This window comes from Brevundimonas bacteroides DSM 4726 (assembly GCF_000701445.1).
Classification (GTDB): domain Bacteria; phylum Pseudomonadota; class Alphaproteobacteria; order Caulobacterales; family Caulobacteraceae; genus Brevundimonas; species Brevundimonas bacteroides.
On sequence record NZ_JNIX01000015.1, the window covers coordinates 70322 to 91871 of the forward strand.

General features: G+C 68.6%; 23 protein-coding genes. 9 read left to right on the forward strand and 14 right to left on the reverse strand.

Annotation, left to right across the window (positions count from 1 at the left end):
• Positions 1-10 precede the first annotated feature (10 nt).
• Genes crcB through Q333_RS0113740 form a run of 4 tightly spaced genes read left to right on the forward strand, consistent with a single transcriptional unit; the run spans position 11 to position 2860 of the window.
• Positions 11-403, forward strand: a complete 393-nt coding sequence (gene crcB, locus Q333_RS0113725) for a fluoride efflux transporter CrcB (RefSeq protein ID WP_029417765.1) — start codon at positions 11-13, stop codon at positions 401-403.
• Positions 400-1410, forward strand: coding sequence for an RluA family pseudouridine synthase (locus tag Q333_RS0113730; protein WP_029417767.1), 1011 nt, complete (start codon positions 400-402; stop codon positions 1408-1410). Before crcB ends, Q333_RS0113730 begins: the two co-directional genes overlap by 4 nt.
• Positions 1407-2078, forward strand: a complete 672-nt coding sequence (locus Q333_RS0113735) for an HAD-IA family hydrolase (protein ID WP_029417768.1) — start codon at positions 1407-1409, stop codon at positions 2076-2078. Before Q333_RS0113730 ends, Q333_RS0113735 begins: the two co-directional genes overlap by 4 nt.
• A complete protein-coding gene (locus Q333_RS0113740; RefSeq protein WP_029417769.1) occupies positions 2075-2860 on the forward strand; it encodes an ATP12 family chaperone protein in 786 nt (261 codons plus the stop codon). The genes Q333_RS0113735 and Q333_RS0113740 overlap by 4 nt, the downstream gene beginning before the upstream one ends.
• Here Q333_RS0113740 and metH read toward each other — a convergent pair.
• The 4 genes from metH to Q333_RS0113760 are packed head-to-tail and all read right to left on the reverse strand — an operon-like array spanning position 2839 to position 8508.
• Positions 2839-5520 carry a methionine synthase gene (gene metH / locus Q333_RS0113745; RefSeq protein ID WP_029417771.1) on the reverse strand — a complete coding sequence of 894 codons (2682 nt, stop codon included), beginning with the start codon at positions 5518-5520 and terminating at the stop codon, positions 2839-2841. The genes Q333_RS0113740 and metH overlap by 22 nt on opposite strands.
• Positions 5520-6587: a homocysteine S-methyltransferase family protein gene (locus tag Q333_RS0113750; protein WP_029417773.1), complete on the reverse strand. Its 1068-nt coding sequence runs from the start codon at positions 6585-6587 to the stop codon at positions 5520-5522. The genes metH and Q333_RS0113750 overlap by 1 nt, the downstream gene beginning before the upstream one ends.
• The gene (metF, locus tag Q333_RS0113755) at positions 6584-7546 is read right to left on the reverse strand and encodes a methylenetetrahydrofolate reductase [NAD(P)H] (protein ID WP_029417775.1); all 963 of its coding nucleotides are present in this window, start codon (positions 7544-7546) and stop codon (positions 6584-6586) included. The genes Q333_RS0113750 and metF overlap by 4 nt, the downstream gene beginning before the upstream one ends.
• Positions 7546-8508, reverse strand: a complete 963-nt coding sequence (locus tag Q333_RS0113760) for an ArsR/SmtB family transcription factor (RefSeq protein WP_029417776.1) — start codon at positions 8506-8508, stop codon at positions 7546-7548. Before Q333_RS0113760 ends, metF begins: the two co-directional genes overlap by 1 nt.
• Before the next feature lie 107 nt (positions 8509-8615).
• Here Q333_RS0113760 and Q333_RS17100 point away from each other — a divergent pair, with 107 nt between their 5' ends.
• The gene (locus Q333_RS17100) at positions 8616-9119 is read left to right on the forward strand and encodes an EF-hand domain-containing protein (RefSeq protein ID WP_051651339.1); all 504 of its coding nucleotides are present in this window, start codon (positions 8616-8618) and stop codon (positions 9117-9119) included.
• On the opposite strand, the gene Q333_RS0113770 is transcribed toward Q333_RS17100, so the two are convergent.
• From Q333_RS0113770 to ettA, 4 genes are all read right to left on the reverse strand, one after another.
• The gene (locus Q333_RS0113770) at positions 9116-9949 is read right to left on the reverse strand and encodes a DUF6065 family protein (RefSeq protein ID WP_245591552.1); all 834 of its coding nucleotides are present in this window, start codon (positions 9947-9949) and stop codon (positions 9116-9118) included. The genes Q333_RS17100 and Q333_RS0113770 overlap by 4 nt on opposite strands.
• Positions 9950-9987: 38 nt before the next feature.
• On the reverse strand, positions 9988-10917 hold the full coding sequence (locus tag Q333_RS0113775) for a 2-hydroxyacid dehydrogenase (protein ID WP_029417780.1): 930 nt from the start codon (positions 10915-10917) through the stop codon (positions 9988-9990).
• Between the two features lie 83 nt (positions 10918-11000).
• Positions 11001-12314, reverse strand: coding sequence for a hypothetical protein (locus Q333_RS17105; protein ID WP_029417782.1), 1314 nt, complete (start codon positions 12312-12314; stop codon positions 11001-11003).
• Between the two features lie 84 nt (positions 12315-12398).
• Positions 12399-14066 carry an energy-dependent translational throttle protein EttA gene (gene ettA / locus Q333_RS0113785; RefSeq protein ID WP_029417783.1) on the reverse strand — a complete coding sequence of 556 codons (1668 nt, stop codon included), beginning with the start codon at positions 14064-14066 and terminating at the stop codon, positions 12399-12401.
• Positions 14067-14212: 146 nt separating this feature from the next.
• Between ettA and Q333_RS0113790 the strand changes: the two genes are divergently transcribed.
• Positions 14213-14437, forward strand: a complete 225-nt coding sequence (locus tag Q333_RS0113790) for an AbrB/MazE/SpoVT family DNA-binding domain-containing protein (protein WP_029417784.1) — start codon at positions 14213-14215, stop codon at positions 14435-14437.
• Positions 14427-14762, forward strand: coding sequence for a type II toxin-antitoxin system PemK/MazF family toxin (locus tag Q333_RS17435; RefSeq protein ID WP_084176149.1), 336 nt, complete (start codon positions 14427-14429; stop codon positions 14760-14762). The genes Q333_RS0113790 and Q333_RS17435 overlap by 11 nt, the downstream gene beginning before the upstream one ends.
• A 9-nt stretch (positions 14763-14771) precedes the next feature.
• Here Q333_RS17435 and Q333_RS0113800 read toward each other — a convergent pair whose 3' ends face one another.
• The 5 genes from Q333_RS0113800 to Q333_RS0113820 form a co-directional block, all read right to left on the reverse strand.
• The gene (locus Q333_RS0113800) at positions 14772-15413 is read right to left on the reverse strand and encodes an NrsF family protein (RefSeq protein WP_029417787.1); all 642 of its coding nucleotides are present in this window, start codon (positions 15411-15413) and stop codon (positions 14772-14774) included.
• Positions 15403-15966 carry a sigma-70 family RNA polymerase sigma factor gene (locus Q333_RS0113805; protein ID WP_029417789.1) on the reverse strand — a complete coding sequence of 188 codons (564 nt, stop codon included), beginning with the start codon at positions 15964-15966 and terminating at the stop codon, positions 15403-15405. Before Q333_RS0113805 ends, Q333_RS0113800 begins: the two co-directional genes overlap by 11 nt.
• A gap of 46 nt (positions 15967-16012) precedes the next feature.
• Entirely contained in the window at positions 16013-16810 is a 798-nt protein-coding gene (locus Q333_RS0113810; RefSeq protein WP_051651341.1) for an SDR family NAD(P)-dependent oxidoreductase, read from the reverse strand.
• Positions 16803-17414, reverse strand: a complete 612-nt coding sequence (locus tag Q333_RS0113815) for a TIGR02466 family protein (RefSeq protein ID WP_029417793.1) — start codon at positions 17412-17414, stop codon at positions 16803-16805. Before Q333_RS0113815 ends, Q333_RS0113810 begins: the two co-directional genes overlap by 8 nt.
• A 154-nt stretch (positions 17415-17568) precedes the next feature.
• Positions 17569-18345 carry a tRNA1(Val) (adenine(37)-N6)-methyltransferase gene (locus Q333_RS0113820; RefSeq protein ID WP_051651342.1) on the reverse strand — a complete coding sequence of 259 codons (777 nt, stop codon included), beginning with the start codon at positions 18343-18345 and terminating at the stop codon, positions 17569-17571.
• 115 nt (positions 18346-18460) lie between these two features.
• On the opposite strand from Q333_RS0113820, the gene Q333_RS0113825 reads away from it, so the two are divergent.
• Positions 18461-19474, forward strand: coding sequence for a polyprenyl synthetase family protein (locus Q333_RS0113825; RefSeq protein ID WP_029417795.1), 1014 nt, complete (start codon positions 18461-18463; stop codon positions 19472-19474).
• Here the strand turns inward: Q333_RS0113825 and Q333_RS0113830 are convergent.
• A complete protein-coding gene (locus Q333_RS0113830; RefSeq protein ID WP_029417796.1) occupies positions 19471-20676 on the reverse strand; it encodes a pyridoxal phosphate-dependent aminotransferase in 1206 nt (401 codons plus the stop codon). The genes Q333_RS0113825 and Q333_RS0113830 overlap by 4 nt on opposite strands.
• Positions 20677-20788: 112 nt before the next feature.
• Between Q333_RS0113830 and Q333_RS0113835 the strand changes: the two genes are divergently transcribed.
• Positions 20789-21526: a TVP38/TMEM64 family protein gene (locus Q333_RS0113835; protein WP_035294477.1), complete on the forward strand. Its 738-nt coding sequence runs from the start codon at positions 20789-20791 to the stop codon at positions 21524-21526.
• Positions 21527-21550 lie beyond the last annotated feature (24 nt).

A 21550-nucleotide genomic window follows, 5' to 3' on the forward strand; every position in this document is an offset into this window, starting at 1 on the left:
GCCGCCCACAATGGAACGTCTCCTGATCGTCGGCCTGGGCGGAGCGCTGGGCAGCATGGCCCGCTATGGCGCGGGCCTGGCCGCCGCGCGTCTGGCCCCCGGGGCGGCCTGGCCTTGGGCGACGCTGTCCGTCAACGCCATCGGCGGGCTCCTCATGGGCTTGCTCGTCGGCTGGCTGGCCCAGCGGGGGCAGGGGAGCGAAGCCTATCGCCTGTTCGCCGCCGTCGGTGTTCTGGGCGGCTTCACCACCTTCTCGGCTTTCTCGCTGGAAACGGTCCAGATGATCGAGCGGCGCCAGTTCGGCCTGGCCGCCGCCTACGTCGCCCTTTCGGTCATCCTCGCCTGCGCCGCCCTGTTCCTCGGCCTCATGATCGCCCGCCGCGTCTTCGGAGCCGCACTGTGACAGACGAGGCCTTCAAGCGGGAAGTGAAGACCCTCTATGTCGCCGAGGCCGAGGACGGCATCCGGCTGGACCGCTGGTTCCGCCGTCGCTGGCCTCATCTGTCCAACATCCAGGTGCAGAAGATGGCCCGCAGCGGCCAGATCCGCGTCGACGGCGCCCGCATCAAGCCCGAAGGCCGCCTGACCGCCGGCGCCGCGGTCCGCGTTCCGCCCATCCCCGACGCCGTCGTCCGCGCGCCCGGCGAGCATCAGGCGCTCAGCCCCGCCGACGTCGCCTTCGCCAAGTCGCTGGTGATCTACGAGGACGACCTCGTGATCGCGCTCAACAAGCCCTGGGGCCTCGCCGTCCAGGGCGGCACCAAGACCACGCGCCACGTCGACCGCCTGCTGTCGGCCTGGGGGGAGGGGATGGAGCGCCCGCGCCTGGTCCATCGGCTGGACCGCGACACCTCCGGCGTCCTCCTGCTCGGCAAGGGCCCCGAGGCCGCCAAGCGTCTCGCCGGCGCCTTCGCCCGGCGTCAGGCCAAGAAGACCTATTGGGCCCTGGTCATCGGCCTGCCCAAGCCCACAGCGGGTCAGATCGACCTGCCGCTGAAGAAGACCGGCATCAACGACTTCGAGATCATGCGCCCCGCGGACGCCAAGGAACACGGCGCCGAGCCCGCAGAGACGGCCTACGCCCTCATCAGCCACGCGGGCCAGCGGGCGTCGTGGCTGGCGCTCCGCCCCTTCACCGGCCGCACCCATCAGCTGCGCGCCCACATGAAGGCCATCGGTCACCCCATCCTGGGCGACACGAAGTACGGCGACGCCGTAAGCGCCGAACTCTCCGGCCCGCTGAAGCTGCAACTCCACGCGCGGCGGATCGAGCTCGACCACCCGTCGGGCGGCAAGCTGATCGTGGAAGCCCCCCTCAGCCCCGAGATGCGCGCCGGCTTCCAGCATTTCGGCTTCGAGGAAGCCGAGGCCGACGCCGACCCCTTCGCGGGTGTGAGACGCATGCGATGAGGCCGCTGGCCATCTTCGACATCGACGGCACCCTTGTCGACAGCCGCGCCTCCATCTTCCAGGCCGCCACCGAGGCCGCCCGCGCGCTCGGCCTGCCCGAGCCCGACTATGACCGCGTCCGCCGGATCGTGGGCCTCAGCCTGCCCGAGGCGCTCGCCACCCTCGAACCCGGCCTGACACCGCCCGAGCTCGACCGCTTCGTCGAGGGCTTCCGCCAGTGTTTCCACCGCCTCTACGCCGAGGGCCACGAGGAGCCGCTCTATCCCGGCGCGAACGATCTGCTGCGTCGCCTCCACCGCGACGGCTGGCGCCTGTCGCTGGCGACCGGCCAGAACCGCAAGGGCGTGGCGCGCAACCTCGCCCGACAGGGCTGGGCCGACCTCTTCGTCTCCTCCCACTGCGCCGAGGACGGCCCGGGCAAGCCGCACCCGGCCATGCTCCACGCCGCGCTCTCCGCCGCCGCCTGCGAGCCCAACAGCGCCATCATGATCGGCGACACCACCTACGACATCGTCATGGCCCTCAACGCCGGCGTCCGCCCCCAGGGCGTCGCCTGGGGCTTCCATACGCCGGACGAACAGATCGCCGCCGGCGCGCCCCACGTCGCCGTGGATTTCACCGACCTGGAAGCCGCGCTGGATCGTTTCGCGGCGAGAGCCTTCGCATGAGCCACATCCCCAACCTCGACCCCAACGTCGCCGCCCGAAAGGGCTTTCGCGAATCCGAGGAGCGCCAGAAGCGCTTCTGGAAAGACGTCACCGTCGAACCCCGCGATGGCGGGCACGTCGTCTTGCTCGACGGCCGCGCCCCCAAGACCCCCGCCGGCGCCCCCTACGCCCTGCCGACCGAACCGCTCGCCCGCCTCGTCGCCGACGAATGGGCCGCCCAGGGTGAGTTCATCGAGCCCGCGACCATGTTCGCCACCCGCCTGGCCGCCACCGCCATCGACCGCGTCTCCCAGGCCCGCGAGGCCGTCGCCGAGGAGATCGCCGCCTACGCCGGCTCTGACCTCCTCTGCTACCTCGCCGAGGACCCGACCTCCTTGGTCGAACAGCAGGCCCGCCAGTGGACCCCTTGGCGCGACTGGGCTGCATCCGAGCTCGGCGTCGCGCTCGAACCCGTCGAAGGCATCATCCACCGCCCCCAGTCGCCCGACGCCGTCGCCCGCGTTCGCGAGCTCGCCCTGTCGCTCGACGACTTCGCCCTGTCCGCCCTCGCCATGGCTACGCCGCTGCTGGGCAGCGCCATCCTCGCCCTTGCGGTCCAGCGCGGCGCCCTGACGGGTGAGGCCGCCTTCGACCTCTCCCGCCTCGACGAAGCCTTCCAGGAAAGGCGCTGGGGCGTCGACGAGGAAGCCGCCGTCCGCACGGCGCTAAGACGCGCCGAGGCGTTCCTGCTCGAAAACTGGTTCCAGGCTCTCAGCCCTGCTCATGCGAGTTCCAGGGACTGACCTGCGTCCCGCGCGGTTACGCCCGGGTCGTAGTTCAGGATCGGTGCCAGCCAGCGTTCGGCCGTCTCGAGGTCCCAGCCCTTGCGCTGGGCATAGTCCTCAACCTGATCGCGGTCGATCTTGCCCACGCCAAAGTAGTGGCTCTGCGGATGGCCGAAATAGAGGCCCGAGACCGACGCCGGCGGCGTCATGGCATAGCTCTCGGTCAGGGCCATGCCGGCGTTGGTCCCGGCGTTCAGCAGGCGGAACAGCGTCGCCTTCTCCGTGTGGTCGGGCTGGGCCGGATAGCCGGGGGCGGGGCGGATGCCCTGGTATTTCTCCTCGATCAGGTCCTGGATCGTCGCCGCCTCATCTGGGGCATAGCCCCACAGCGTCGTCCGCACCTCCTTGTGCAGCCGCTCGGCGAAGGCTTCGGCCAGACGGTCGGCCAGCGCCGAGGCCATGATGGCGGAATAGTCATCGCCCGCGTCCTTGAAGTGCTTAGACGCCTCCAACTCGCCATGCCCGGCCGTCACGGCGAACGCCCCGATCCAGTCCTCGCCGGTCGGCGAGACGAAGTCCGACAGGGCCGCGTTGGGCTTGCCGTTCGACTTGGCGATCTGCTGGCGCAGGGTGTGGAAGCGGGCGATCTCGCTCGTCCGCGCCTCGTCCTCAAACACCACGATGTCGTCGCCGACGGCGTTTGCGGGCCAGAAGCCGACCACGCCCTTGGCCGTGAACCACTTCTCCTCGACGATGCGCTTCAGCATCGCCTGGGCGTCGTTGAACAGATCCTTGGCCGCCTCGCCGACGATCTCGTCCTCGAGGATGTGCGGATAGCGGCCGATCAGCTCCCAGCTGGCGAAGAAGGGCGTCCAATCGATGTGGTCGGCCAGATCGGCCAGATCCCACGCCTCGAACGCGCGCACCCCGGTGAAGCTCGGCGCAGCCGGACGCGGCGCGGTCCAGTCGATGGCGACGGGGTTCTTGCGGGCGTCGGCGATGGAGGTGCGCGCCTTGACCTCCTGGCCCCGGGCGTACTGTTCGCGGATGCGGATGTATTCGTCGCGCGTGGCCGCCTCGTTCCTGGCCTTCTCGGTCTTGGACAGCAGCCCCGACACCACGCCCACAGCACGGCTGGCGTCCACCACATAGGTGGTCGAACCTCTTCGATAGGCCGGCTCGATCTTGACCGCTGTGTGTGTCCGGCTGGTGGTCGCCCCACCGATCAGCAGCGGGATGTCGAAGCCCCGCCGCTCCATCTCGCGCGCCACGAACACCATCTCGTCCAGGCTCGGCGTGATCAGGCCCGACAGGCCGATGATGTCGACGTTGTGCGCCGCGGCCTCGTCCAGAATGCGGTCGGCTGGCACCATGACGCCCAGGTCGATCACCTCATAGTTGTTGCACTGGAGCACGACGCCGACGATGTTCTTGCCGATGTCGTGGACGTCGCCCTTGACGGTCGCCATCAGGATGCGGCCCGCCTGCTCGCGGGGCTTGCCGGCCTTCTCCGCCTCCATGAAGGGTTCGAGATAGGCCACGGCCTGTTTCATCACCCGGGCGGACTTCACCACCTGGGGCAGGAACATCTTGCCCGCGCCGAACAGGTCGCCGACCACGTTCATCCCGTCCATCAGCGGGCCTTCGATGACGTGCAGGGGACGCTCGGCCCCTGCGCGCGCTTCCTCGGTATCCGCCTCGATGAACTCGGTGATGCCGTGAACCAGCGCGTGCTCGATCCGCTTGCCGACGGGGGCCTGGCGCCACGTCAGATCGACGACCCGGCCCGCGCCCTTGTCGCCCTTGTAGTTGGGGGCGAGGTCCACCAGCCGCTCGGTGTTGGACGCATTAGTCCGCTGCGGCCGGTTCAGGATGACGTCCTCGACGGCTTCCCTCAGCGTCGGATCGATGTCGTCATAGACCGGCAGGTCGCCGGCGTTGACGATGCCCATGTCCATACCCGCCTGGATGGCGTGGTACAGGAACACCGAGTGGATCGCCCGGCGCACCGGCTCGTTGCCGCGGAACGAAAACGACACGTTCGACACGCCGCCCGACACGCGGGCGTAGGGCAGGGTGGTCTTGATCGCCCGCGTCGCCTCGATGAAGTCGACCGCATAGTTGTCGTGTTCCTCGATCCCCGTCGCCACGGCGAAGATGTTGGGGTCGAAGATGATGTCCTCGGGCGGAAAGCCGACCTCGTCCACCAGGATGCGATAGGCCCGGGTGCAGATCTCGATCTTGCGCGCGGCGGTGTCGGCCTGGCCCACCTCGTCGAAGGCCATGACCACGACGGCGGCGCCGTAGCGCAGGCATTTGACCGCCTGTTCGCGGAACTCCGTCTCGCCGGCCTTCATCGAGATCGAGTTGACGATCGGCTTGCCCTGAACGCACTTCAGGCCCGCCTCGATGACCTCCCATTTGGAGCTGTCGATCATCACCGGCACGCGGGCGATGTCGGGCTCGGCCGCGATCAGGTTGAGGAAGGTCCGCATGGCGACGGCGCCGTCCAGCAGCCCCTCGTCCATGTTGACGTCGATGATCTGGGCGCCGGCCTCGACCTGCTGGCGCGCGATGTCGAGCGCGGCGGTATAGTCGCCCTCGACGATCAGCTTCCTGAACTTGGCCGAGCCGGTGACATTGGTCCGCTCGCCGACGTTGATGAAGGTGGGGCGCATCAGGCCACCATCTCGAACGGTTCCAGCCCCGACAGCCTCAGCGCCACCGGCCGCTCCGGGATCGCGCGCGGCGTCACCCCCGCCACTTCCTCGGCCACATGACGGATGTGCTCCGGCGTCGTGCCGCAGCAGCCGCCGACGATGTTGACCAGGCCGCTGCGCGCCCACTCCTCGATGAAGTGGGCCGTTTCGTGCGGTTCCTCGTCGTACTGGCCCATGGCGTTGGGCAGGCCGGCGTTGGGATAGGCGGCGACCAGGGTGTCGGCCACGCGGGACAGCTCGGCGATGAAGGGCCGCATCAGGTCGGCCCCCAGCGCGCAGTTGAAGCCCACGGCGAACGGCTTGGCATGACGCACGCTGTTCCAGAAGGCCTCGGCCGTCTGGCCCGACAGGGTCCGGCCAGACCGGTCGGTGATGGTGCCCGAGATCCAGATGGGCAGGGGCTCCAGCCCCTCATCCTCCAGGTCCTTGATCGCCTTGATCGCGGCCTTGCAGTTCAGCGTGTCGGTGATGGTCTCGATCAGATAGAGGTGCACCCCGCCTTCGTTCAGCGCCTTCACCTGATGGCGATAGGCCTCGTAGACCTGGTCGAAGGTCACGCTGCGCGCGCCCGGATCGTTCACGTCCGACGACATCGACAGCATTTTGTTCAGCGGCCCGATCGACCCGGCGGCGAAGCGCGGCTTGTGCGGTTCCTTCTCGGTCCAGCGATCGGCGGCGGCGCGGGCCAGCTTCGCGCCTTCCAGATTGATGTCCCAGACGGCGTCGGCGTCGAGGTGATAGTCCTCCTGGGCGATCGTGGTGGCCGAGAAGGTGTTGGTCTCGGAGATGTCCGCCCCGGCCGCGAAATACTGGTCGTGCAGGTCGGCGATGACGTCGGGCCGGGTGATGCAGAGGATGTCGTTGTTCCCCTTCATCTGGCCGTTGTGGGACGTGAAGCGGTCGCCCCGGAAATCCTCTTCTGACAGCTCGCGCCGCTGGATCATCACGCCCCACGAACCGTCGAGCACCAGGATGCGCGCCTTCGCGGCGACGTGAAGCTGGGCGATGCGGTTGGAACGGCTCATGCGACGGCCCTCTGCTCGCGCACGCCCAGGATCCGGCAGATCGCATAGACGAGGTCGGCCCGGTTCAGGGTGTAGAAGTGGAAGTCCGAGAAGCCTTCCTCCTGCAGCCGCGCGCAGGTCTCGGCCGCGACCGATGCGGCCACGAGCTTCCGCGTCTCTGGATCGTCGTCCAGCCCCTCGAAGTGGGCCGCCAGCCATGCGGGCACCGAGGCCCCGCACGACGCGCTCATCCGTTGGAGGCCCGCGAAGTTCGACACCGGCATGATCCCGGGGATCAGGGGGATGGTCACGCCGGCTGCCCGCACGCGGTCGCGAAACCTCAGGAAGGCGTCGATGTCGAAGAAGAACTGGCTTAGCGCCCGCGTCGCGCCCGCGTCGACCTTGGCCTTGATCACATCAATGTCGTGCTCGATCGACGGGCTCTCCGGATGCTTCTCCGGATAGACGCCGACCGATGTCTGAAAACCCCCGACGCGCTGGATCGCCCGCGCCAGTTCTGTGGCATTGGCATAGCCGTCCTCGCGCGGCTGATAGACCCCGCCGATGCCGCTTCCGCCGCTGACGGCCGAACCCGGCGGATCGCCGCGCAGGGCCACGATGTGGTCCACGCCGATGGCCTTGTAATCCTCGATGACCTGATCGACCTCGTCGCGGCTAGCCTCGACGCAGGTCAGGTGGGCGGCGGGCTTCATCGTGGTCTCGGTCAGGATGCGCTGCACCGTCCGGTGCGTCCGCTCCCTCGTCGAGCCGCCCGCGCCATAGGTCACCGAGACGAAGGCGGGGTTCAGGGGCTCCAGCCGCCGGATCGCCTTCCACAACGTGGCTTCGGCTTCGTCGGACTTGGGCGGAAAGAACTCGAACGAGACGCGCACCGGGTTCGGGTTCTCGCCCGCGCGAGCCACAGGGCCCAGCGGCGACAGCAGCAGCGCGCGCGCGGCCGCGAGGGATGTGGCGGCCATCAGGCGACGCTCCTGTTGGCGATAGCGGGCCGCTCGGCGGTCCAGATAGTGACGGTCAGGCCCGCTGTGTCCGGGGGCAGGGCGATGGTTGCGGACGGCTTGAGCCCCGCATCCCCCAGCCAGCGACCGATCTCCTCGTCGGCGAAGCCCAGGCGCCGGTGCTGATGCTCGTCTCTCAACCGCTCCAGCTCATGGGGGGCGAAATCAACGATCAGCAGTTTTCCACCGGGCATGACCAGCCGCGCGGCCTCGGCTACGGCGGCGGCCGGATCGGCCAGGTAGTGCAGAACCTGATGCACCAGCACGAGGTCCGCCGACTGCGCCGGCAGGCGCGTGGCGAAGATGTCCCCGTGCCTCAGCTCGACCTTATCCAAACCTGCCCTGGCGACATTGGCGCGGGCGATGTTCAGCATGTTCTGGCTGAGATCCAGCCCGATCGACATCCGCGCCTTCTTGCCTAGCAGGGTCAGCATCCGCCCCGACCCGGTACCCAGGTCCACGACCCGCTCGAACGGTCCCGGCCCCGCCGCCCGCTCGATGGCGTTCTCCACCGCCGTCTCGGACACATACAGCGACCGGATGCGGTCCCAGCTGGGCGCCACCTGCTCGAAGTAGGCGGCGGCGGCCGCGGCGCGCTCGTCGCGCACCTCGTCCAGGCGGCGGTGGTCGGCGGCTCCTGCCGCGTCGTCCAGCCCGTCCAGGATGGTGTCGATCAGACGCCGCACGTCCGGCTCGTGCGACACGCGGTAGAAGACCCGGGCCCCGTCCGGAAACCGCTCGATCAGCCCGGCATCCGCCATCAGCTTCAGGTGACGCGACACGCGCGGCTGGCTCTGGTCCAGCACGCGGGACAGCTCCATGACTGACAGCTCCTCGCCGGCCAGCAGCGACAGCACGCGCAGCCGCGTCGGCTCTCCGGCGGCGCGCAGCACATCGACAGTCTGATCAGCGGTCAGGCTCATGAGATAATCATATAAGGATATCCTTATATGATGTGAAGCCAGAAATGCCGCGACGGCTTGGGCGGTGTCGCGCGTTATAGTCAGGCTTGTCCTGTCGGAGCCGTCTGATGCGCCTCGTCCTATGCCTCGCCTCGACCATGGCCATGTCGCTCGCTGCCTGTGCGCAGGAGGAGCGGGTGGAGGCCGCTGCCGTCGATCCCGCCCCGATCGAGGAACCCGCCGACGCACCAGAAGAAGCCTTTCTTGAGGAGGCGGCGCTGGACGTCGAACCCCTGCCGCCCCGACCCCTCCCGCCGCGCCCGGCCCAGCGGCGTCAGGCGGAGCAGGGGCCGATGACGCTGGAGCAGATGCTGGCCCGCGCCGAACGAGGCTTCGACCGCGCCGACGCCGATTCGGACGGCGTGGTGACGACCGCAGAGCTGGACGCCGCCGCCGAAACCCTGCCCAACGCCCGCAACTGGTCCCGCGCCGACCGCGACGGCGACGGACGCCTGACCAAGGATGAGTTCCGCTCCGTCGTCGCCTGGCGCTTCGAGCGCATGGACGCCGACGGCGACGGCTCAGTCAGCGTCGAGGAACGCCAAGCCCGCCGGGGCGGCGAGGCCGACTAGGTCTTCCCACCGTCCGTGATCGCCTTGGCCGCCCCGACCGCCGACCAGGTCGTGAAGCCGACATGCGCCCGTGCGGGCGGCGAGGGCTCCGGCGCCTCGGGCAGGGGGGCGAGGCGGCGCTTGTTCACGTGGTCCACCGTCCGCACGCCGACCTGATCCGGGAACTCGCCCCGGAAATAGAACCTCTGCCACGCCTGCTTGACCGCTTCGGGATCGCCTGCGGCCATGCGGGTGTTGAAGTCGGTGCGGACCTCCGACCACTTGCGGTACTGAACCGCGAGATCGCCGTCGTCATCCAGCGAGCGCCGCACTGGCTGGAACCGCTCGATCCGGTGGTGCGGCACGGGCTGCAGGAAACAGAAGGGCTCGTCCTTCTCGAACCGGATCACGCCGGGGGCCGTGAAGCGCCAGTTCATGGTGAAGGGATAGGGCAGCCAGTCCGTCTCGGTGATGCCTTCCAAGGCGCAGATGCCGTGCTTGGCCCGGTTCGGCGGCCCGGACGCCCGCATGCCCCAGCCCTCGGGCGTGCGGAACATCCAGCCGGTGTGAAACGTCAGCACACCCTCGGTGAAGTGCGACTGGGCGAAGTGCTCAAAGTAGAGCGCATCCTTGTCGGGTCGGAACTGGATGGCGTCGGCCCCCATCCTCCCGTCCCACTCGGCCTCGAAACCGAAGGGACACAGCAGCTCCCACCCCGTGGTGTTGGCCATGGTCAGCGGCAGGCAGCGATAGGGATGCCGCCCGGCGAACTCATCCATCCAGTCGCGCTCCGGTCGCCCGGGCACCATCCGCGGCGGGTCCGGCCGCATCGGAAAGCACTCCAACGTCAGGGCGTCGGTCTGAACGGCGATGTCGGTCACGGGCGAACTCATGGAACAGGCGACACGGGCGGCTCGCCCGCTGCCACAGCCTGAAGGTTCCGGACCAGAAGCGCCAGCATCCCCTGCACGGCCGCCATCGTCGCCCCGGCCGTGTGCGGCGTCAGCAGGACGTTGGGGACGTCCGCCCAACGTTCCGCCGACGTCGGCTCGGTCTCGAACACGTCCAGCGCCGCCCCGCCCAGCCGCCCGGCCTTCAACGCCGCGATCAGGGCGTCTTCGTCGACCAGCGACCCGCGCGCCACGTTCACCAACAGCCCATTCGGCCCCACCGCCTCGATCACCTCGGCCGAGATCAGCCCCCGGTTCGTCGTGTCCGCGCGACAGGCCACGACCAGGATGTCCGACTGGGCGGCGAGCTCCACAAGAGACCCTGCCTTGGGCCACGCCGCCTGCGCCTTGTCGCGCGGCCCCCACCACCGAACCTCGCAGCCCATCACCGCGACACGCAGCGCCACCGCCTCGCCGATGGCCCCCAAGCCAACGATGCCCACGCGCTGCCCCCGCATGGACGGCGTGATCAGCCGCTGCTCGATCGCCCAGCTGCCCGAGCGCACGATCCGGTCGCCGTCCACGACGCGCCGCCGCGCCGCCAGCATCAGCGCCAGCGCATGATCGGCCACGTCCTCATGATTCACCGCCGGCGCATGAGTGACGACCAGGCCTCGCGCCCGGCACCAGTCCAGATCCAGCCCGTCATACCCCGAGGTGAAGCAGGCGACGTGCTTCAGGTTCGGAAGATGCTCCAGCACCACCATGTCCAGCGCGTCCTCGCCCACCATCACGACGGCGGTGATGTCGTCGGTCGCCTCCACCGGCGGCCCCTCCCACAGGCGAAAGACCCGATAGGCGGCCTCCAGGAACGGCGCGACGGGCGCGAGTGCGCGCGAGGCGATAAGCAGGGCAGGCAGGGTGGTCATGGCTCGGCCTATACGACGCCAAGCCTGGCCGGGGGAGGGGCTACGGCACGCTGGCTGGGCAGCCAGGCCTGGCGGCCCCGGACCTAGAAGTCGATGACGTCGAGGCCGCGGCTAACCGGATCGATCAAGGGCAGCCAGTCGGGCGTGAGGTCTGCCGCATTGAGATCCGGCGTGCCGTCCAGACCCGCCAAGGCGTAGGCGGCGCTGGCCAGAGCCCCATCCTCTTCGCTCGCCGGAGCAGCCTGGGCTCCCGCGCGCGAGGTGGTCAGGGTGTAACCGCCCGTCCCTGTCGAGGTCACGACGATGTAGACGCTGCCCGATGCGGCCGTCGACGTCTCCACCGGCACCAGGAACGAGGCCCCGCGCCCGTCGGCGTCGAACAGCAGCAGCTTGCCCCGCACGTCGTAGACCGAGATGCTGGTCACCGCGTCCGATCCGTTCACGGTGATCGTGGTCCGCGTCGGCAGGTTGGCGAAGAACCAGTCCTTGTCGCCCGCGATCTCGAACACGCCGTTCGTCACCGACTGCCCGGCGGCGTTCAGCGGCGTCAGGGCCGGGTTCGCCTGCGATTGGTCTCTGCCAAACGCGCCTTCGCCCGGACGGCCCTCGTCGGCGCCATAGGTCAGCCAGTGGGTCCGGGCGGCGTTCAGCACCTGCGACGTCGGGGTGAAGGCCAGAGACGCGGCCACGTCGGGATTGCTCAGCAGATAGCCGACCGTGTCGAACCCGCTCGTCGCCCGTCCCTCGTTCAGGCCATTGGTTATGTAATGACGCGCCGCCGCCGTCGCGTCGGTCCCGAACGCCCGCGCCAAATCCACCCACGCCGCCGCATAGGCCTGCCCGTCGAAGGTGATCGTGCGCCCCTCCGCCATGCCATAATGCTGATAGTGGGCGACGCCCGCCGCGTTATCGGCTCCGAATGCGCGGATCAGGTCCGCATAGCTGGCGATATAGGACAAGCCGTCGAACGCGGACGCCACGCGGCCCTCGGCCTGACCGTATTCGAAGAAGTGCCGATAGGCCTTGACCTCGTCGGTCCCGAACGCGGCGCGCAGATCGGCGTAGCGCGCAAGGTAAGCGGCCGCATCGAAATCAAGCACCGTCGCCTGCTGAAAGGTTACTGCTGACCCGGAGGCAAACTGCACGAACTCGAAGCTCACAGCAGTACTGGCGGCGGACTGCCCGTCGTGTATGGCCCACCCCGTAGCCGTCTGGACCAGCAGATAGTTTGACGACGGCCCTGCGAACCTGAGGATATCCGACCCGTCGCCGCCGTTGAGCGCATCGGAGCCACCCGCCCCGAAGACGACATCGTCTCCGCCCAAGCCGTCAATCAGGTCGGCTCCTGCGCTCCCCGTGAGCGTATCCGCGCCCGCGGTTCCCGTGATCGTCGGCATGGCGAAACTCCCTTACTGGTTGCAAGGGGTAACACCCGTTTTTGAAACATTGAAGACCAAACCGGGGCAGACGCCCCGGCCCGATCAGCGCCCGAACTTCTGGAACTTGATCCGGTGCGGGATCAGCGCGTCGGTGCCCAGACGGCGCTTCTTGTCCTCTTCATAGGCTTCGAAGTTGCCCTCGAACCATTCGACGTGGCTGTCGCCCTCGAAGGCCAGGATGTGGGTCGCCAGACGGTCCAGGAACCAGCGGTCGTGGGAAATCACCACCGCGCAGCCGGCGAACTCCTCCAGCGCCTCTTCCAGGTTCTGCAGGGTCTCGATGTCCAGGTCGTTGGTCGGTTCGTCCAGCAGGATCAGGTTGCCGCCGGTCGCGAGCGTCTTGGCCAGGTGCACCCGGTTGCGCTCCCCGCCCGACAGTTGCCCGACCTTCTTCTGCTGGTCGCCGCCCTTGAAGTTGAAGCTGCCGACATAGGCGCGCGTGTTGATCTCGCGCTTGCCGACCATCATCACGTCGGTGCCGCCGCTGATTTCTTCCCAAATGGTCTTGTTCGGGTCGAGCGCGTCGCGCGACTGGTCGACATAGGCCAGCTTGACGGTCTCGCCGACGCGGATGGAACCGCCGTCGGGCTGCTCCTGGCCGGTGATCAGCTTGAACATGGTCGACTTGCCCGCGCCGTTGGGCCCGATCACGCCGACGATGCCGTTCGGCGGCAGCTTGAAGGTCAGGTTGTCGAACAGCAGCTTGTCGCCATAGGACTTCTGCAGCCCCTCGACCTCCAGCACCACATTGCCCAGGCGCGGCCCCGGCGGGATCTGGATGACGGCGAAAGACTGGGCCTGGCGGCTGTTCTCCTGCTCGGACACCATCTTCTCGTAGGCGGCCAGACGCGCCTTGGATTTGGCCTGACGGGCCTTGGCGCCGGATCGCACCCACTCCAGTTCGCGGGTCAGCGCCCGCTGGCGAGCCTCGGATTCCGACTGCTCCTGAACGACGCGCTTCTGCTTCTGCTCCAGCCAGCCGGAGTAGTTGCCCTCGTAGGGGATGCCCTTGCCGCGATCGAGCTCCAGCGTCCACTTGGTCACCTGGTCCAGGAAATAGCGGTCGTGGGTGACCAGGATCACGCAGCCCGGGAAGTTCTCCAGGTGGTGCTGCAGCCAGGCCACCGACTCGGCGTCCAGGTGGTTGGTCGGCTCGTCCATCAGCAGCATGTCGGGCTTGGACAGCAGCAGGCGGGCCAGCGCCACGCGGCGCTTCTCACCGCCGGACAGGTTCACGACCGACCAGTCGTCCGGCGGACAGCGCAGGGCATCCATCGCCATCTCGATGCGGCTGTCGATGTCCCAGACATCGCCGGCGTCAATCTTTTCCTGGAGGGACGTCATCTCCTCCATCAGTTCGTCCGTGTAGTTCTCGCCCAGTTCGGCGGCCACTTCGTTGAACCGGTTGACCCACTGCTTCTCCTCGCACCAGGCCTCGACGTTCTCGCGGACGTTCAGGTTCGGGTCAAGCTGGGGTTCCTGCTCCAGGTAGCCGCGCTTGATGCCGTCGGCGGCCTTGGCCTCGCCGGAGAACTCCGGATCGATGCCGGCCATGATCTTCAGCAGCGTCGACTTGCCGGAGCCGTTGACGCCCACCACGCCGATCTTGGCGTCGTTGTAGAAGCTCAGCCAGATGTTCTCGAAGATCTTCTTGCCGCCGGGGAAGGTCTTGGTCAGACCCTGCATCTGGAAGATGTATTGCTGCGCCATGGGGGCTTCGGGCCTTGTCAGTCGGAGTGGGGGGAGAGCGGGCAGCGGGATGTAGCGACTGGGGGCGGCAAGGGCAAACCTAGTCGGCCGACAGGAGCGTCGGCATCGACTTTCCGCGGGTAAGGATGTAAGGAGCGTCGATGGGAATGCACTTCGCCAAGATCACATCCAAGGCCCAGACGACGGTGCCGAAAGAGGTTCGGGAGGCTCTAAAGGCCGGGCCGGGCGACACTTTGGCTTATCGGGTTGGGCCTGAGGGCGTCACCGTCAGCAAGGCAGAGCCCTTGGATTGGGAGTACCTTCGCGCACTTGAGTCCACGCTGAGTGAATGGAACACGCCCGAGGACGCGGCGGCCTTCGATGATCTGTGAAGCGGGCGATGTCGCTGTCGCGCCATTTCCCTTCAGCAACATCCCTGTGTCGAAGGTCCGACCCGCTGTGGTCATCTCGCCCGCCGCAGCCAATGAGCGAGAAGGCGAGACACTTCTGGCGATGATCACTACGGCCGCTGGCGGACCCCGTCCCGGTGACACGCCGCTTCTCGATCTCGAAGATGCTGGCTTGAAGTCGCGCTGCGTTGTCAGGCTGAAGCTGTTCACGCTCGATAATCGATTGATCTCAAGGCGTGTCGGCCGACTTTCGGGTCAGGACCGTACGCGTATCGCCGAGTTGATCAGGGGCTTCATTGCGATTTGAAGCCGGAGATCACCAGCGGAACAGCACCTTGCCGATCACCGCCCCGACCGCTGCCGTCGCGGCGATGCCGAGCGAATACCAGACCACCACGAAACCGGCCGTGTGCTCGGGGCAGTGCAGACCGTAGAGCGTCGTCGCCAGTCCGGCCGTCAGCAACCCAGCGGCGGCGCCCGCCGCGCCGGGCCGCATCGGTGCGAACCCCCGCGCCGCTCCAAACACGAAGGGCGCGGCGATCAGGCTGAGGATCAGGATCAGCGGCGCGCACTCGACGGCGCTTTCGCCCATCAGGGCGGGCATCCGCTCGGCTTCTGCCATGGTCATGAACTCCCAGGTGGCGAACCCGGCGGCAACGGCGAGCACGGTCGCCAACGCGATCAGGGGTCCCGCGATCTGCGACCCAGGCCGGCCCAGCCGGTCGAGCAACCAGAACCCGATGATGCCCAAGGCCCCGGAATAGGCTGCCTTGACCCAGAAGTTGGGGCCCATCATCGCGGACGTCAGATCGTCACGAAATCCCAGCCACAGATCGACGCCCAGCACGATCAGCAGCCCACCCCCGGCGAGGGCCAGCAGGATCCGTCGCTCGACCTGACGCGGCTTGGCGGCGGGGAGGTCAGCGGCAAGGGCCTCGATCAGGTCTTCAGTCTTCATCGTCGCCTCCGTCTGTGGACGCGGGCGCGAAGCGGGCGTTCAGGGATTTCATGGATCGGTGGATCGAAACCTTGGCGGCGGTGAGGCTGTAGCCGTGCCTTTCTGCGGCCTCGGCGACGGTCAGGCCCTTCAGGCGCACGTCCTCGATGAGGCGGCGCTGGCGGAGCGGCAGGTGAGCCAGGACGCGGGTCAGGTCGGCGCGCGTCGCGCCGTCCTCGACCGTGTGATCGGCGAACAGTTCCCCCGCCTCCTCGATCGGATGGCTGGGGCGGCGGCCCTGACGGCGCAGATGGTCGATCAGCTTGTGGCGCGCGATGGCGAAGGCCCAGGCGGTGAAGGGCTGGTGGCGGTCCCAGGTGGCCCGCTTGGCGTGGATGGCGATCAGGGTCTCCTGCACCAGGTCCTCCGCGTCGGCCCCGCCGTCGAACAGGCGGCGCCGGAAAAAGGGACGCAGGTGCGCCCCCATGTCGGACAGCAGCAACCGCCAGGCGGCGGCGTCGCCCTCCAGTCCGCGGAGCATCAGGGCTTTCAGTTGGGCTTCGCGGTCGGTCACGTGCGGCCCGTTACGGCGGGGGAAAGGCGAAGGTTACACAGGCTGGTCAGAGCGTATAGCCACCGTCCACGATCAGCGCCGCGCCGGTCATGGACCGCGCCGCCGGCGACAGCAGAAAGGCGATCTGCCCCGCGATCTCCTCGGGCTTGGCATAGCGGCCCAGTGGCGTTCCGTGGGCGGCGATGGCGTCGAAGGCGGCCTGCTCGGAGCCCAGCGCGGCCACCATGTCCCGAAAGAAGTCCATGCCGCTCCACATGGGCGTCTCGACCCCGCCGGGGAGGATGGCGTTGACCCGCACGCCGCGCGGCACGCCTTCCTTGGCCGCCACCTTCGCCAGCTGGATCACCGCCGCCTTGGACGCCGCATAGGCGGCGATCCCGGCCTCGGCCTTCACGCCCGAGGCGGACGAGACGACCACGGCCGCGCCGCCATCGCGCAACAGCCGCATCCCGGATCGCAGCGTCAGGAAGCCCCCGTCCAGATTGACCGACATCACCCGCCGCCACGCCTCAAGGGACAGCTCGGCGATCGGCCCGCTTTCCGAGACACCCGCGTTGACGACGACCGCATCCAGTCCCTGCCAGTGATGGCGCACACCGTGCTCGACCCCGTCCCAGCCTTCCTCGTCCGTGACGTCCTGGGCGCAGAGAAACAGTTCCAGCCCCGGCCGCTCGAGCGCGTCCCCAAGGGCCTGCAGCCGATCGCCGTCACGATCGACCAGCACCAGCGCGCGGGCACCGTCGTCGGCCAGCCGCCACGCCGTCGCCGCGCCGATGCCCGACGCGGCTCCAGTGATCAGGCATACCCCAGGATGCCGCGCGCCAACGTCGTCTCTTTCAAGCATAGTTGAAGCTAACCGAAATGCGCTCGCTTTTGGCCGCGGTCGCCGGCACCTCGTGCCGCAGCCAGCTCTCCCACATCAGCACCGTCCCTGCTTGCGGAGCCAGATAGACGAAGGGCTGCTCGGCCTCCGGCGCGTCGGGCCGCACGCTGGGCCGCGCCATCATCATGGCCAGGCGCGGGTCCTCCAGCTTCAGGGCCGAGGCCCCGTCCGGCACCTCGATATAGACCGTGCCCGACAGGAAGGCGTGGGGGTGGATGTGGCCGCTGTGAGATCCGCCGGGCTTCAGGATGTTGACCCACAGGGTGTCCAGCCGGGGTTTGCGGCCCAGGTCGAAGTTCAGCGCCTTGGCATAGGCGACCGCGTGCCGGTCCAGATGCCGCTTCAGCTCGGCGAACTCCGGCAGGCGCTGCGGCAGGTCGTTCAGCGAGCCGTAGGACGTATAGCCACGATACCCGTGCGCCCGGCACCACGCCCGGCCCGCGCCGTCCTCGACCGCCAGCATGCGGCAGGCGTCGGCGAGGGCGGCGTTGAAGGCGTCGAAGCCCGGCGTCGCGGCGAGGCTGGCTTCATAGACCTGGGTGACGAACAGGGGGCGAAGGGACATGGGCGGGCCATAGCGCCGAACGCGCGGACCGGTCCAGCCACGTCCGATTTTGACGTGTGCGATGGTTAGGCTGGTCCTCATGAATGCTTCCGCGGGCCGGGTGAGAGAAGTGAGAGTCGCTTTTCCGGACTCTCACTCCCAGTTCGGGAGTCGATCAGAACCCTAGGTCTGCGGCCCCCGTCAGGATCGCCTCGGCCTGCGTCGTATGCTTGGCCCCCGACCGGTCGTGCAGCACGAGGGGCGGCAGAAGTTGCAGCGGCGCCCGCCCGCCCCGCATCGCTTGCACCAGCACCCGCTTGGCCGGCTCGTCCGCGAACGGGTGGACCGGCCGGATGGCGAACGACCCGCATCTGGGCCCCAGCAGCGCCAGCAGGTCCGCCAGCCGATCCGCTCGGTGGATGATCACGATCCGCCCGCCGTCCTTCACCCCGTCCGTCAGGAACCCGACCCAGACCGCCAGCCCGTCGTCGGCGATCCATGCTCCGCGCTTGGCCAGGGAGGGGGCTCGCAGAGCACCTTCGTCGTCAAAGAACGGCGGGTTCGACACCGCCCAGTCGGCGCGCGGCAGGCCCAGCGACTTGAACGCGGCCCCCACGTCGCCCTCGAGCACCCTCATCCGGTCGCCGATGCCGTTGAGCTTGGCGTTCTGGCGCGCCAGACCGACGACCGAAGCATCCCGCTCCACCCCAACCAAGGACACGCCCGGCCGCCGCGCCGCGATCTGCGTCAGCACTGCGCCCGCCCCGCAGCCCGCCTCCAGCACCGTCTCGCCGGGCCTGGCCGCCACAGCCGCTGCCAGCAGGGCCGCGTCCATGCCGGCGCGATAGCCGCTCGCGGGCTGCAGGAGGCGAACCCTTCCGCCGAGCAGGGCGTTCTCGGTCGGTTCGTCCTGAGACGCCTCGCCTTCGGGCGGGGGGGATGCGACGGTCACGCGGCTTGACCCTTCATGGCGGGGTCACCATTGTCCGGCGTGACCCCGCCCCGCAAGGACGGATGATCGTGCGGCGCGTCTCCCCTCGCGCCGCGAGGCCTGAAAGAGAGATTCCTTGGACGCCGCCGTTTTGACCGCCACACGCCCGAAAGGCGACGTCGAGGCCCTGGCCCGCCTGGCCAAGGGTGACATGGCGGCGGTCGACGCCCTGATCCTGGACCGGATGCAGTCCCAGGTGCCGGTCATCCCGCTCCTGGCCGAGCACATCGTCTCGGCGGGCGGCAAGCGCCTGCGTCCGTTGCTGACCATCGCCGCCGCCCGCGCCGTCGGGGCCGATCCGATCGACAATGCGCTCAAGCTCGCGGCCTCCGTCGAGTTCATCCACACCGCCACCCTGCTGCACGACGACGTGGTCGACGGGTCCGAGCGCCGCCGGGGCAAGGTCGCGGCCCATCTGATCTGGGGCTCGGCCACCAGCGTGCTGGTCGGCGACTTCCTGTTCGCCCGCGCTTTCGAACTGATGGTCGAGACCGGCGCCATCCGCGCGCTGGGCATCCTGGCCCAGGCCTCCGGCGTCATCGCGCAAGGGGAAGTGCTGCAACTGACCCGCGCCCACGACCTGAACCTGGATCAGGAAACCTACCTGCGCATCATCTCGGCCAAGACCGCCGAACTTTTCGCCGCCGCCGCCGAGGCCGGCGCGGTCGGCGTCGGCGCCGACGAGAAGACGACCGACGCCCTGCGATCCTATGGCCTGAATCTCGGCCTGGCCTTCCAGCTTGCCGACGACGCCCTGGACTACGGCGGCTCGTCCGAGGCCCTGGGCAAGAACGCCGGCGACGACTTCCGCGAGGGCAAGGTCACCCTGCCGCTGCTGCTGGCCGTGGCCCGCACGCGCGGCCGCGAGGACGCCTTCTGGGACCGCACCATCAACCGGAACGAACGCTCCGACGAGGACTTCCGGCGCGCTCGCGAGCTGATCCTGGGCACCGGCGCGGTCTCGGCCACGCTGGACGCCGCCGGCGACTATGCCGACGCCGCCAAGGCCGCGCTGAAGGTGCTTCCGCGCAGCGACTGGCGCTCCGCCCTGGAAAGCCTCGCCGACTTCGCCGTCAGCCGGGCCAGCTAGCGCAGCGACGCCGCGAACCGCTGGATGCGCGCGCAGGCTTCCTCCAGCACATCCTCAGAGGTCGCGTAGCTGATGCGGAAGTAGGGGCTCAGTCCGAACGCCGCCCCGTGCACCACCGACACGCCCTCTGCCTCCAGCAGGGCTGTCGAGAACGTCTCGTCGCTGTCGATCACCGTCCCGTCCGGCGCGGTCTTGCCGATCAGCCCCTCGATCGAGGGATAGACGTAGAAGGCCCCCTCCGGCGTGGGGCAGCGGATGCCCGTCGCCTGGTTCAGCATCGACACCACCAGATCGCGTCGCCGCTCGAAGGCCGCTCCGCGCTCGGGCAGGAAGTCCTGCGGCCCGTTCAGCGCCTCCACCGCCGCCCACTGGCTGATGGAGGCCGGGTTTGACGTCGTCTGGCTGGCGACCTTGCGCATCAGGTCGATCAGCGGCTTGGGCCCACCCGCATAGCCGATTCGCCAGCCCGTCATGGCATAGGCCTTGGACACGCCGTTCACCGTCAAAGTGCGGTCGTAGAGGTCCGGCGCCACCTGGGCGATCGTCGTGTACTCGAACCCGCCATAGGTCAGGTGCTCATACATGTCGTCGGTCAGGATCCAGACCTGCTGATGCCGCCGCAGCACCTCGGCCAACGCCTCCAGCTCGGCCCGCGTATAGGCCGCGCCTGTCGGGTTGGACGGGCTGTTCAGGATCAGCCACTTGGTCCGGGGCGTGATCGTGCCTTCCAGCACCTCGGGCCGCAGCTTGAAGCCGTCGGCCTCCTCGCCCGTGACGAAAACCGGATCGCCGCCCGCCAGCAGCACCATGTCGGGATAGCTGACCCAGTAGGGCGCCGGCACGATGACCTGATCGCCCGCGTTCAGCGTCGCCACCAGGGCGTTGTAGATCACCGGCTTGCCGCCTGGCGCGACGTGGATCTGCGCCGTCGTATAGGTCAGGCCGTTCTCGCGCTCGAACTTGGCCACGATGGCTGCCTTCAGCTCGGGCAGGCCGTCCACGTCCGTGTACTTGGTCTCGCCACGCTGGATGGCGGCGATGGCGGCGGCCTTGATGTTCTCGGGCGTGTCGAAGTCGGGTTCGCCGGCGCCCAGGCTGATGATGTTGCGCCCCTGGCGCTTGAGCTCGCGCGCCTTGGCGGTCGCGGCCAGCGTCGCGGAGGGCGCCACGCGGGCGAGGGCGGAGGACTGCAGGTCGGACATCGGCGATTCCCCGGAAAGGCCCGTCGTCTTTACGCAGATGCGAAAGGCGGATCAAACGCGGCTGGAGCGCAGGGCTCGCCGGGACGCCACAGCGGATGGTAAGCGGCCGGGCATGAGGCAGATCCTCGACTTCATCTTCAACATGGAGGGGCGGCGCTGGCGCACGGCGCTCGCGGCGGCGCTGCTGCTGGGGGCCACCCTGGGGCTGCTGGCGCTGGGCAAGACCCAGTTCGCTCTCGCTGCCGAGGAAAATCTGGAAGGGTGGCTCCAGGGCTATCGCGGCAGCCCCTGGGCCTTCGCCGCCACCATCGTCTTGTTCGTGGCCGCCGCCTTCATCGGCGCGCCCCAGTTCATCCTGATCGCCGCCTGCGTCGTCGCCTTCGGCCCGTCGCTCGGCTTCTTCTACAGCTGGGCGGCGACCGTGGTGTCCGCGGGCCTGACCTACTGGCTGGGGCGCGGCCCGACTGCCCGGCTCATCGACCGACTGGACAGCCGCACCCTGGAGCGTCTGAAGCGGTTCGTGGGCCGGAACGCCTTCTACGCCAGCTTCATGATCCGCAATGTTCCGTCCGCCCCCTTCATTGTCGTCAACATGGCGTTCGGGGCGACTCGGGCCTCGTTCCTCGGCTTCCTGGCCGGATGCGCCCTGGGCGTGCTGCCCAAGACCGCGCTGGTGGCCTTTTTCGGCGGGGCGGTGGTTTCGGCGGTCAGCGGAGACGGCGTCTGGACCTCGCTGATCCTCGTCGCGGTCGCCGTGGCCTGGCTGGCGATCATGCTGGGAGTGCGCGAACTGGTTCGTCGGCGCGAGACGGCCTCGGACACCGTGCGAGGCCCTCAAGCGGAGCCGTAACCGCCTCGTGATCGAACCGGCGCG

Excerpts from the sequence above, each read along its gene's own strand:
- Q333_RS0113810 (WP_051651341.1), bottom strand. The coding sequence starts at position 16,810 with ATGCTTGAAAGAGACGACGTTGGCGCGCGGCATCCTGGGGTATGCCTG.
- Q333_RS0113790 (WP_029417784.1), top strand. The coding sequence starts at position 14,213 with ATGCACTTCGCCAAGATCACATCCAAGGCCCAGACGACGGTGCCGAAA.
- Q333_RS0113815 (WP_029417793.1), bottom strand. The coding sequence starts at position 17,414 with ATGTCCCTTCGCCCCCTGTTCGTCACCCAGGTCTATGAAGCCAGCCTC.
- crcB (WP_029417765.1), top strand. The coding sequence starts at position 11 with ATGGAACGTCTCCTGATCGTCGGCCTGGGCGGAGCGCTGGGCAGCATG.
- ettA (WP_029417783.1), bottom strand. The coding sequence starts at position 14,066 with ATGGCGCAGCAATACATCTTCCAGATGCAGGGTCTGACCAAGACCTTC.
- Q333_RS17105 (WP_029417782.1), bottom strand. The coding sequence starts at position 12,314 with ATGCCGACGATCACGGGAACCGCGGGCGCGGATACGCTCACGGGGAGC.
- Q333_RS0113760 (WP_029417776.1), bottom strand. The coding sequence starts at position 8,508 with ATGAGCCTGACCGCTGATCAGACTGTCGATGTGCTGCGCGCCGCCGGA.
- Q333_RS0113800 (WP_029417787.1), bottom strand. The coding sequence starts at position 15,413 with ATGAAGACTGAAGACCTGATCGAGGCCCTTGCCGCTGACCTCCCCGCC.
- Q333_RS0113750 (WP_029417773.1), bottom strand. The coding sequence starts at position 6,587 with ATGAGCCGTTCCAACCGCATCGCCCAGCTTCACGTCGCCGCGAAGGCG.
- Q333_RS17100 (WP_051651339.1), top strand. The coding sequence starts at position 8,616 with ATGCGCCTCGTCCTATGCCTCGCCTCGACCATGGCCATGTCGCTCGCT.
- Q333_RS0113740 (WP_029417769.1), top strand. The coding sequence starts at position 2,075 with ATGAGCCACATCCCCAACCTCGACCCCAACGTCGCCGCCCGAAAGGGC.
- metH (WP_029417771.1), bottom strand. The coding sequence starts at position 5,520 with ATGCGCCCCACCTTCATCAACGTCGGCGAGCGGACCAATGTCACCGGC.
- Q333_RS0113775 (WP_029417780.1), bottom strand. The coding sequence starts at position 10,917 with ATGACCACCCTGCCTGCCCTGCTTATCGCCTCGCGCGCACTCGCGCCC.
- Q333_RS0113735 (WP_029417768.1), top strand. The coding sequence starts at position 1,407 with ATGAGGCCGCTGGCCATCTTCGACATCGACGGCACCCTTGTCGACAGC.
- metF (WP_029417775.1), bottom strand. The coding sequence starts at position 7,546 with ATGGCCGCCACATCCCTCGCGGCCGCGCGCGCGCTGCTGCTGTCGCCG.
- Q333_RS0113835 (WP_035294477.1), top strand. The coding sequence starts at position 20,789 with ATGAGGCAGATCCTCGACTTCATCTTCAACATGGAGGGGCGGCGCTGG.
- Q333_RS17435 (WP_084176149.1), top strand. The coding sequence starts at position 14,427 with ATGATCTGTGAAGCGGGCGATGTCGCTGTCGCGCCATTTCCCTTCAGC.
- Q333_RS0113830 (WP_029417796.1), bottom strand. The coding sequence starts at position 20,676 with ATGTCCGACCTGCAGTCCTCCGCCCTCGCCCGCGTGGCGCCCTCCGCG.